Below are 11,280 nucleotides of genomic sequence, written 5' to 3'. Positions count from 1 at the left end.
CCCCCATCGGCGCAGTCTCACCTTGATTGTCGCTGGAGTCTCACCCTGATCGCCGCCGCGCAGACACCAGCCGCAGCTTGAGTTTCACTGCTTCGGAGGAGAACCTGCGTCGCCAGCGCGCTCTCCTCGAGTTGGCGCGACTGGAGCCCCGCGCGACAGAATACGCAGCGACGACTCAACGGTGCGCGAATTCGCCCACGCATTCGCGCTTCAGCACGGCCAGCAAGCCGGGCCGTCTGTTGTGGGTCCGTCCCGCGAACTCGGCTTTCAGAATCAAGAAGCCGCCGGACTCTCGTCTTCCGCCGAGCCTTCACGCCGTCACCAGCGACTGGATCGCAGCAACAGGGCCAATGAATAACTCGTGGCATCTGGATTTCGGGCCTGTTGTCGGCCCGAACTGGGTCCATCGTGATCAACCGGCCCTGCTTCCCTGATTCTTCAGTCAGGTCAGCACGGCTTACTGCCGAGTTCGAACCAGCGCAGACGACCATCGAGATCAATAGTGTGCCCTATACGGTCGTGCGGGGTCCGGGAGGACCATGGGACATTCGCCTCTTCCGTAACCGGTATGTTCCGCCGCCGCAATCTGGTAGGGCGACACCGTGAGCAGCCCGCGCGGGCAACGCCTTGCACCGGGCCATCTGGGAGATACCGCGATCTGGCGGGGACTATCGCTACTGACCGACATCGAACCGGGAGCCGCCAGCGAAGCAAAAGTGATGGGTCATTCAAACGTCTCGCCGGTGGATACATTGAGCCGCGCGTCCTCACCGCCGCTTATCCTTCGAACTTGACTGCATCGATGCCGACAACGTCGATGCGAGCGGATACCGAACTCCTGGGTTTGTTGCCGTCTCCCTGCGGGAGCGGGCTGTCGGCTGGCGCTGAAACCCCGCCTTGCGTCGGGTTTTCACCCTTCGGGCTTCCATCCCTGACGGAAGCTGCGGCGGGGCGGAATGTCATGGGGCCGGGCGGCCGATGAAACAGGAGAGGCAGAGTGGGGCGGCCTTGGCCATGACGGGTTGAGGGTCGGAGGAGAGTCTTCCGGCGCCCGTCATGGAGATTGCTCCCATGAATACGCAGATCGTTGATGGCAGCCGCATTGCGAGCGGCGGATACAGAGTGGATGTGAGTCGCGGCGAGCGCGTCGGTCGGGTGTCCTCGGAGTGGTTCTCCCGCCCGGCAGATGAGCGTTATTTGTCGCTCAACGAACTGGCCCGCACGGTGCACGATCGTGCGAGCCGCAGCCGGACGCGCGTGGTCGAATGCGCGCTCATCCATGTCGACGCAAGCCGTGCCGACCCTGAGCGGCTGGCCTTGATGTTGCCCGGCTCCGACACACCAGTTGCGCCGACCCACTGGAGCTTCGGCCAGCTTGCAAGCCAGGTTGGTGCTCCGGCGGCTTACCTGAGGCAGTTGCCTGCGGCACTCGCGGCCATCAACCTGCAATATGGCTTGACCGCCAATCGCGTCGAGCAGATCAAGACGCTCGAGACCGAGGATAGCCGTGTTGAGCTTCGCGCCGTCACCGGTCCCGACTATGGCCGGATCTTCGACCACGAGCTGGTCGAGGCCGTACAGCGCATCGCTGGCAATGGCACAGGCGATACACGGTGGAAGGTGCCCGGTGTGCTCGACTGGTCAACCAGCATCTACAATCCCGGCGTCGACATTTCCAAGGCCACGACGACCCTCTATGCGTCGGACAGGGACGTTTTCCTCTTTCTGGTCGATGACGCGAACCCGATCGAAGCTGGTCGTCTTCGTGACGGCTCGCCAGACCTTTATTTCCGAGGCTTCTATTGTTGGAACTCGGAAGTTGGCGCGAAGACGCTCGGCATGGCGAGCTTCTATCTTCGTGCGGTTTGTCAAAATCGCAATCTGTGGGGCGTGGAAGATTTCGAGGAGATTACCATCCGCCATTCCAAATATGCAGCCTCGCGCTTTGCTCACGAGGCAGCCCCGGCACTGTCGAACTTCGCCAACTCCTCACCCATGCCTTTCGTCAACGGCATCAAGGCCGCCCGCGAGCGGATCGTGGCACGCAGTGACGAGGATCGCACCGAGTTTCTGCGCCGCCGCGGCTTCTCCAAGGCCGAGACAGGCAAGGTGATTGACGCAGTGCTGGCGGAGGAAGGCCGCCCGCCTGAAAGCATCTTCGATTTCGTGCAGGGCATCACCGCGGTCGCGCGCGACAAGCCGCATCAAGATGTCCGCCTGGACATGGAAGCCAAGGCCAAGAAGTTGCTCGACCGGGCGTCCTAATGTCGGCCAGGCCGGAGATCTAGGTCTCCGGCCTGGCACGTCCACCTTTTCTATTCACGGGTGCATGGGCGCCGCTCTCTCGCGGTCATGTCCATCGCGGGCTGACAGGTCCGGGCGGTTCCGGATCGCTTGCGGGATTAAGATCCGCGAATAGGATTGCGACGACGACATCCGAAATATCGGGCTTCTCGCGACAACACGATCGGCCCATATCGCCGCCACGAAGACGCGTTCGTGCGTTCAGCTTCGCGTCCACCCAAACGTCATGGCTCATGGGCAGTTAACATAACCGCCTGTGCTACCGGCGCCAGCCATTTTGAGCTTCATTCGATCCGGGATGTGAACGGCGCGTCCTGGTTTTTCCGATAGCACGGCAGCCGCCAAGGGGCGCCATTTGCCGCCAAAAGCCAGAGCGAGAGCAGGACAGGCTTGTCCATGAACGGGTTGGAGGCCGAGAGAGAGGCTCCCGGCCGCCCAGTTCGGAGAAGCTGCATGGCAAACGCCGTTCAGAAGATCAAGCTGTCGCCGTCGAGCGACATTCCCTTCAGCAAACTCCTCTTGAGCCAGAAGAATGTAGGCCGGGTCAAAGCCGGCGTCTGCACCGACGCAAGCGGTGTGGCGGTCGTGGCGAAGGTGCTCGATAGCTATCTGGTTGGCGCTTCGGTGAGCGGGAGGGCGCGTGATGGCCTTTGATGCCTCAGAGCTGGCACGCCGCCTCGCGCGCGAGGCCGAGGGAGTATGCCGACACTATCTCTCCAATGGCAAGCGGGTGGGGCGGTACTGGGTGGTTGGCGATGTCCACAACACGCCAGGACGTTCGTTGTTCGTGCGGCTCCAGGAATCGACGAAGGGGCCCGCCGGAAAGTGGACTGATGCCGCCACCGGAGAACATGGCGACCTGCTCGATATCATCCGCGAAAGTCTGGCCTTGCGAGATTTTCGCAAGGTTACCGAGGAGGCAAGACGCTTTCTAACGCTACCTCTTTCCGAGCAGCAATCTGCCCCGAAAGCCGTCAGTCCAGCAGTTATGGCGGGATCGCAGGAAGCCGCCCGTCGCCTGTTTGCAATGTCCAGCCCAATCGACGGTACGGTGGTTGAAGCTTATTTGCGGCGTCGCGGAATAGTCAGTATCCACGATGGCGGCAGCTTACGCTTCCATCCACGGTGCTACTATCGACCAGACGAGCATTTGCCGACGGAAACGTGGCCAGCGATGATAGCCAGCGTCACGAATCTTAATGGGCGGATCTGCGGCGTGCATCGCACTTGGCTCGATCCAGACGGCTTTGATCGCGTCCGGCTCGGCAAGGCTCCCATCGACACCCCACGGCGGGCCATGGGCGACCTGCTCGGTAACGCTGTTCGTTTCGGCCTGGTGGATGACGTGCTTGCTGCCGGCGAGGGCATCGAGACCATACTGTCGCTGCGCTGCGTCCTGCCGACCTTGCCGATGGCTGCTGCGCTTTCGGCCAATCACCTCTCAGCCATGTTGCTGCCGTCCGGCCTGCGTCGACTCTATATCGCCCGCGATGCCGATGCCGCCGGAGACGCCGTACAGGCGATCGTTACCCGTCGCGCGGAAGACGCAGGCGTTGAAGCGATCGCGCTGTCGCCTCGGCTGGGCGACTTCAATGAAGATCTGCACATCTTCGGCCTTGAGGCCCTCCGGGCAGCGTTGCGGCTTCAACTCGTTCCCGACGATGCCGCCCGCTTCCTGCGCTCGTCCACGATCGACGCCGAGTAGCTGCGGTAGTTCGACCGATGGGGAAAGGTCGCTCATAGCCGAGGCCATACTGGCTGAGAGGACGCGACCCCGGCCTTCTAGCGGGCGATCGGACGGCAAGCTGCCCGGGCCGGCAATGGCTGCGTCCGGCTATTTTCCGCCGCGCGCAGGCGATGAGAAGACACGATCGCGATCTGGCGAGCGCGCTTTGCATCGCGAAGCAAAATAGCCGGTCTTCGCCATCCTCCGCTGCCGCTTCAGCCCTCCGCTCCCGCTCGCGCCCTGCCGGGCTTGGGCGGACAAGCCGCTCCGGGTTCTGGCCCGGTCCGCCCACCGTCTGAGTGATCGCCACGAAGGCCGCGATGGGCGCGGCCAATCCGCCAAAAGGATCTCTTCCGATGACCGACCACGACGACATCGAACCGACGCACGTCCCGTCTCCGACCGAACACGTCCTCGGCGAATTGCAGCTGTTCGGCTATCGCCCCTTCGACGACCAGCCAGATTCAAGACCTCTCCCCGAGAGCAAGATGATCGCCGGTACCATAGTCGACATGTTCGACGCTTTGGTTGCCACTCTGAGCAATACGCGGCTTGAACCGGACCTCGACGAACTCCTCTGGTCAACCGTCAACCTGTTCCATCGTGCCGTCGCTCGCATCGAACACCAGCTCGACGACAATGAACAAGCGCAGCACAGGAGCCAGCGGGAGCAGGATGGGTCAGAGGTGCGATCGGTCGAGCTCGAGCGCCTGACGGCGGAAGGCATCACGTTGATCGAGCGCCGAAATTGCCTGGAAATCTTTCGCGACCAGGCGTCGACCAATTTGAGGTTCACACCGGCTCGTCCTGGCGTCCTCGGTCGGGCTCGCTGGTGAGCCACCGCACGCTCACGGCAGCTATGATCGACTCCCGCGACTTCATCGCTGCCAAGCGCCGTTCCCAGACCGAGGTCATGTTGCCGGCAGGACCGAAGATCGCACTCACCGGCGGCCTCGAATTCAACGACCACCGCCTCATCTGGGATCGCCTCGACAAAGCTCACGCCAAGCATCCCGACATGGTCCTGCTCCATGGTGGCTCACCCAAAGGGGCCGAACTGATCGCTTCCAAATGGGCGACGACCCGCAAGGTGCCCCAGATCGCCTTCAGGCCCGACTGGACGAAGCACGCCAAAGCAGCACCCTTCAAGCGCAATGATGCCATGCTCGAGCTCTTGCCGATCGGCGTCATGCATTTTCCGGGTACCGGAATCCAGGACAACCTCGCGGACAAGGCGAAGCGTTTCGGGATCCCAGTGTGGAAGTTCGGCGACGCGTGAGCGTCGTCGTCCTCTCTTCTCCAAACCATCAAAGCGGAGTTGGACGCCTCGCAACTCCGCCTCATCCAGTCTTTGTATCTGAAATTGCGCCGCGGTGACGGTGGTGGAGAGCGCGATTGCATATCCATGCGGACGACGCCACCATGCTCGCACCTGGTCTTGTCTTCACACCACCGGCCGCCGGGGCGCTGACATTTGTCGTCGGTGAGCCTGCCGTCGCTGTTACTCGTCCGTGACTTCGCGCGTCGTGATCGCGGCCGCATTCGCTGTTCCAGCTGCCACTGCCGGCTACAATCCGGTGCTCCCGCTTGCGCAGAACAGGGGGGCGACGCATTTTGCGTTGGCGGCGCGACCTGGACGCGCATGATTGTTCCTACTTGCCCAGACCCGCCTGTTCGAGCCGGCTAGACTGGTGGAGCACCCTTCTTAACCATTCTCACGGCCGCCGCGCGTGAGGGATGATCCTCACCTTGCTCGTCGAACAGGTCCGCCTGGATCACCATATTGAAACGGGGTCAAGGTGATTAGAGCGAGAGGTTGTCGGCCCCTATTCGGAACGCTTCGACCAGGCTGCCTAGATCTTGGCCGGCCCACCTAGCCGCTTGGCGCGTCGCGTTGCTCTCGATCGTTCTCTCGGGGACGACACCGCCCTTTGCGGCAGATTGTTTCTCTTTGTTCGCTGAATCTTTTCAACTTCTTGTGCAACTCAACCGAGATTTGCCAAGTCTTCTCCCGAGCTTGCGATTCAGCACGCGGACGCACGTGGCCTCTTAGATGGCTTATCTGGCCGAGGACCGGCTCCGCCTCGATCGTCTGAGCCGCAACGCCGTTGATGCGGCTTTCTTCCCCTGGGCTTCGCCCATTCCTCGCGAGGCAAGAAAGCCGCAACAACGGCGTCCTCCGCTGCGCTCCGGCCCGCAAGGGGTGCGTCGCCGATCGTCCTCTGCCTTTAGATCGCCATCGAGGCCGCGGTGGTCGCGGGCTCGAAACACAACAGGAGAAGTGACATGGCTAACATCGGTTCTTTTAAGAAGGTGGGCAACGATTTCCAGGGCGAGATTGTCACCCTGAGCCTGCAAGCCAAGGGCGTCCGTATCGTCGCCGAGACCAACCGCTCCAACGACAACGCTCCCAGCCACCGCATCTACGTGGGCCGGGCCGAGATCGGCGCAGCCTGGTCGAAGCGCTCCGAAGAGGGCCGCGATTACCTCTCGCTCAAGCTCGATGACCCCTCGTTCAATGCACCGATCTACGCGAACCTGTTCGACGACGAAGGCGGCGAAGGCTACACGCTTCTCTGGTCGCGGCCGCGCAAGAACGGCGAGTGAGTTCAGCCGAGTGCTGCGCCCCGCTGATCCGGCGGGGCGCTTCGCCGCGGGTTTGTGGCGGCTTACGATTTGCCTGTCCGCGCCGCCGTCTTGAGGAGAACTCCCCGTTCGAGCCCGATCCAGCAATTTGTCCGAATGCGGTGACGCTTTTTGAGACGTCGGCGCGCTCAATCGCGCCGACGTGGCGGGCGCTTATCGTCCCACCCACGTGCGACACATCCGGAAAGCCTTCGACCGCCACATCGAAAGCTTTTTTTGGTTTCCGGAGGATGCATGGTGAGGAGCGATACTTGAGCTAGAATCGTATTTACGATTTTACGATGGTCGCGCCCGGCGTCACCCGCCGGGAATTCAGCCGACCGGCTGGTACAGTCTAGGAAACCATCGATCGACCACGGCTGTGGGGAATCCGAGCTTCACTGGCGAGCGCGTCGTGGGTGAAACCAGGTAGCCCTTTTCAATAAGGGCATTGAGGACCGTTCGCGCTTGGCGTTCTTCGTATCCCGTAAGGGCAGGCGCATTACCCCGTGCGTACTCTCCGGCCATCACCGCTTCGCGCAGTAAAGGCCAAGCGCCCTTTGGAAGCCGCTTTGCGCGCGTTTCCTCTTCGGTCCAGATTTCCATACGCCTCAGTAATTCTTCGGGCTCCAGGAGTCCGGCCATGAAGTCGATTTGATCGACGCACATGGTCAGGAAGAACGTACAGAATCCGACAAGTCCCGACATTGTGAGATTACCGCGGCCATCAAGATCACCGCGCCGCGGTTCGTCTGCTGCCTGCAGATTTGCTTTGTAATCGGCGACCCGCCGCGCAAGTCCCCGCGAAACGGCCCAAAGCTCGAAGCCGACATCCAATTCGCGCAAGAGCGCATGTGAGAACAGGCGTGTCACGCGGCCATTGCCGTCCAAAAACGGGTGAATCCAAGCTAGGCGATGGTGTGATGCTGCAACGCCGATAATCTTGCGCAGCTTCGAAAGGTGCGGGGACGAATATCCTTCGGCAAAACGCTTCAGGAATGCGGGGAGATCGGCTGGATCGGGCGGGATGTGACGCCCCACTCTCACATGGTCCTTACGAAGTTCGCCGGGGACAATCTTGATCTTCTCTTTGGTCGTGGGATGGTCGACGACCAGCAACTCTTCGGGCAGGCGCTCGCAGAAGTTTTTGTGCGTCCAGATAATGAAGCCGACGGACAGCGCGGGCGAGGGGGCTTCGCCGCGATCGATTATCCGCTGGACTTCAATGTGAGCGCGCGCCTCCAATTGCAGACTGCGGCGCTCTGGCTCCTTGGCCAGGTCGTTGTTCAGTGCTCGATCAATGTCGATGGGCAGTGTGTTGTGGCCTTCGATGAGGTTGGAGTAGTAACAGTTCATCGAGCGCACCAAGTCGCCTACCGAGGCCCGCATCACCGGGTGGAGGCGGCCAGCCAGTGTGTTGGCCTTAGCGACCAGGTCGGTCGCCAGATCTTCGAGTTCCTGCCGATCCTCGGGCAGGAGTGGTTCCATTGCTGATATGTTCATTTTTTGCCGCTTCCTTTGCCAATAAAATATATAGCAATATTCAATAGTTATATAAGATTTTCTCCGCTTGTTTTGCCGCTTTTGTTGCCGCTTCAAAAGGCAAAAAAAGATGGAACTCTTGCTTCTTAGGGCTAGCTGGACCTACATCATAGCTAGGTCCAATGGCCCTAGGAGGGTTTTATGACCCTCGTCAGAACGCCGGAAGCTTTGAAGGATGCGCGCGCTGCGCTTGGACTAAGCGCCGACGCCCTGGCCAAAATCGTGCGGGTTGAAGATGGGCGCACGGTGCGCCGATGGGAAGCCGGCGAACGCGAAATCCCCGGGCCTGTCACGGTTATTCTGGAAACGGCAATAGGCTATCTCGACAGTATCAAGCTGATCGACAAGCAACTGGCCATGTTGCGCTCGGGCAAAATGACCGGCGGCGAAACTACGCGTGCCGGCAGAATCGACCAGACCGACACCGACATTGAGCGTCTCTCGGCCTCTCGAAAGAGCCTTGTAGAAGCCTTGGAGATACTCACCCGGCAGCCTGCCAACGACGGTTCGGACAGGGTTCATTGGTACACCCTGCGGCGGGCCACACCGCTGTTTGACCCGGCACAAGAGGATGAATGGTCAATCCCCGGAGAACTGAGCCCTGAAGCAGCATTGGCCTATTTTGCCAAGCATAAGGGCTTCGACGAGGGGCTCGAAGTCGCCGACGACGAAGGCCCGCTTACGGAGTTCGTTCTTGAAAGGCGGGAAGTGCTACGCCGTCAAGTTGGCGCTTCGCAGCGCCTCAGCGCGGGCCGCGTGATCGAGACCTATGGTGCGCGTCGACATCTCAGGCATTCTAATCCATGAAGGCGTAGCAGTGGCGAACCCAAAGCGTTCGGAGATCCGAAACGCGTCACCGCGCCTCTCCTCGACTCTACTATTCATCGCACGCCTCGTGCCTGCCTGGGATTACCCGAAGGGGCTACTCCAGCCCGCGAGCACTCTTGGCTCATTGTGAATCCCTCTGAGGCTCGTCAGCTTATCGAAAGCTCACCCTGATAGCTCAGAGACCAGATTGCCAAGCGGCGACGTCGCCTCTTGACTGTAGTCGGAACGCTCTCCTGCTCCGAGCAATCGAAAGCGGGATTGGTGTCCCTTTTGGTGGAGGGCCGATGGTTTGTAATCTGCTGGCGCCAACCTCGACCCGTTCGCGGCTAGCGCCTCCGTCGCCCTCGCGCAGTTAGCTTCATCTCCCTCACGTCAGATCTGAGCTCGGCTGCGCACATTCGCCAGAGCCAAATGGAGAGTAGTATGGATGGTTCCTATTTCCAGCCTTGGCAGTTGAACTCGTTCGCTCCGGACTTCGCTCAGCAGTACGCCGAGCTCAGGGCTCGGCAGCAGGCGGAGCAACAACCCGACAACACAAGCCAGCAAGAGAGCTTTGAGCGGCGGCTGGACGAGTTGCAGGTGAGCTCCTCTGATGAGGGCTCTACGGAGGCTGCTTCGCCCGATGCAGGCCCTGCAGCGGGTGTTGGAAGGACCGGGGGCACCGGCCACGGCCATTCGCTGCCGGTGTCGCAGCTGGACAGCCTGTTCGGCAGCTCGCGCTACGGCCTTGAGGTCCCTCGGGCTCCCTTCGGCGCTTCGAGTGAAATGCCGTTGCCGTTTACACTGCGGGACAGCGAGGTCAGCGGCATGCGTTACACGTCCGAGGCGGCGCCGCCGGTAGCCGCCCCCGCGGCGCGTAGCAGGCGAAGCGGATGGATGTCGCGCATTGGCTCGAAGCTCGGGCAAGCGTTCGGGCTGGATCGGGGTGGGGGGGCGCCGGGTGCTTTGCCGCCGCAACCAGAACTCGTGGCGAACACAGTGTTTCGGCTCGATTACGCCAAGCGCGACCGCAGCGAGCCGTTTGCTGAGGATGAGGCTCTTGTTTCCGACCTCAAGGCAGCAGCCCGGGGCAGAGGCGTACCCCAAGGCACCATCGCGGGGGCCGGAGCTGCTCTGTATGCTTTAAGCATCTGGCTTCGCCAGAACAATAGGGCCCCTATGGCGGGCCGGCTCGATCCCAACTCTCCTGGCCATGATTCCTTTTTGGCCGACGTGTGGGACTATCTGAAGGGCGGTGGCCCCTCGAACGTCGTGCGCTCAGCGAACAAGCTAAAGCCCGGGAGCCTCCCGCCGCTAGCCGAGCTAAGCCCGGACCTCCATCGCGAAGACGGAGACCTCCTGGGAAGGTTCCGAGCGGCGGCCAAGCGGGAAGGAGCTTACAAAAAGACCATCGACAAAAATGTCTACAGTCTCAGGGGGCTTGCTAAGTGGCTCCTCGAGAACAACAAGCCGTCCATGGCTTCTCGCTTTCGAGACGATCTACTGGCCGACGACATCGTGGAGTACAAGAACAAGCAGGGCGACCCTGAAAACCGCCTCGATGCGGCGCTGTCTCATCTCCGGAGGCTTTTGCCCGGGCGTGACGAATTCGGACCGATCGGACCCGGCTCGCAGGTCATGGGACGCCGTATCCTACACCCTTACGAGGCCGACACCGAGGTCATCGACGAGGCGGAGCGCAAAGGCCTGCGCGACCTTGGACCCAGGAGTTCAAGAAAACAGAAGTTTGATATATATGACCGCGCCTATCGCCTTCGTGCGCTCAGTCACTGGCTCCAGATGGAGGAGAAGGGGAGTATAGTTAGCCGATTCAACGGGACGGCAGAGCAGAGGGAAATGTTGCAGAAGGAAATTGAGGAGTTCAGGCTATCTGGAGCTAGAATGTATAATCTGGATCTGACGTCCCTTCGGAACTACTTGCAACTTCGCGAGGCGAACGCGGCGCTCGGGCTGGAAGCTTATGAGCCGCCGGGTTCGCCTGTCGCAGAGCTCGCTCAGCAGCCCGGCTCGCCGCAAAGGCCTGCGGATTCGATCTCCACATGGTCATTGCCGTCGTTGCCGTCCGATTTCGATTTCCCCGAGCTGAGCTTCACCGCACCAGCGCCGCCGGCTAGGGCTCCATCAGACATCTATGGCAGCCTTGAGTCACTGATCGATCTGAATGCGCCCACACCGGACGAGTGGCGTCACGATGCGCAGTCTGCGCCGGCACTGCCTGCCAGCGCTCGTTCGGACATCTATGGCAGTCTTGAGTC

General features: G+C 61.2%; 6 protein-coding genes and 2 pseudogenes. 7 read left to right on the top strand and 1 reads right to left on the bottom strand.

The window, feature by feature from the left end:
• Positions 1 to 1,071 precede the first annotated feature (1,071 nt).
• From H8B02_RS39520 to H8B02_RS39500, 5 genes and pseudogenes are all read left to right on the top strand, one after another.
• Positions 1,072 to 2,265: a DUF932 domain-containing protein gene (locus tag H8B02_RS39520; protein ID WP_229171128.1), complete on the top strand. Its 1,194-nt coding sequence runs from the start codon at positions 1,072 to 1,074 to the stop codon at positions 2,263 to 2,265.
• Between the two features lie 492 nt (positions 2,266 to 2,757).
• Complete coding sequence (locus tag H8B02_RS49175) at positions 2,758 to 2,958, top strand: hypothetical protein (RefSeq protein ID WP_376711767.1); 201 nt, start codon at positions 2,758 to 2,760, stop codon at positions 2,956 to 2,958.
• The gene (locus tag H8B02_RS39510) at positions 2,948 to 4,009 is read left to right on the top strand and encodes a DUF7146 domain-containing protein (protein WP_229171127.1); all 1,062 of its coding nucleotides are present in this window, start codon (positions 2,948 to 2,950) and stop codon (positions 4,007 to 4,009) included. The genes H8B02_RS49175 and H8B02_RS39510 overlap by 11 nt, the downstream gene beginning before the upstream one ends.
• Positions 4,010 to 4,386: 377 nt before the next feature.
• Positions 4,387 to 5,309 (top strand): annotated as a pseudogene (locus tag H8B02_RS39505) (DUF2493 domain-containing protein).
• Positions 5,310 to 6,316: 1,007 nt separating this feature from the next.
• Positions 6,317 to 6,637, top strand: coding sequence for a DUF736 domain-containing protein (locus H8B02_RS39500; RefSeq protein WP_018454792.1), 321 nt, complete (start codon positions 6,317 to 6,319; stop codon positions 6,635 to 6,637).
• A gap of 351 nt (positions 6,638 to 6,988) precedes the next feature.
• Here H8B02_RS39500 and H8B02_RS39495 read toward each other — a convergent pair whose 3' ends face one another.
• On the bottom strand, positions 6,989 to 8,158 hold the full coding sequence (locus tag H8B02_RS39495; protein ID WP_229171126.1) for a Fic family protein: 1,170 nt from the start codon (positions 8,156 to 8,158) through the stop codon (positions 6,989 to 6,991).
• 180 nt (positions 8,159 to 8,338) lie between these two features.
• Here H8B02_RS39495 and H8B02_RS39490 point away from each other — a divergent pair, with 180 nt between their 5' ends.
• Together H8B02_RS39490 and H8B02_RS39485 are read left to right on the top strand one after the other, a co-directional pair.
• On the top strand, positions 8,339 to 9,004 hold the full coding sequence (locus H8B02_RS39490) for a helix-turn-helix domain-containing protein (protein WP_229171125.1): 666 nt from the start codon (positions 8,339 to 8,341) through the stop codon (positions 9,002 to 9,004).
• A 444-nt stretch (positions 9,005 to 9,448) separates the two neighbouring features.
• Positions 9,449 to 11,280 (top strand): annotated as a pseudogene (locus H8B02_RS39485) (hypothetical protein); the annotation flags it as partial.

The sequence above is a fragment of the Bradyrhizobium altum genome, from assembly GCF_020889705.1.
GTDB classification, from domain to species: domain Bacteria; phylum Pseudomonadota; class Alphaproteobacteria; order Rhizobiales; family Xanthobacteraceae; genus Bradyrhizobium; species Bradyrhizobium altum.
This window is presented reverse-complemented; position numbering and strand designations above follow the sequence as displayed.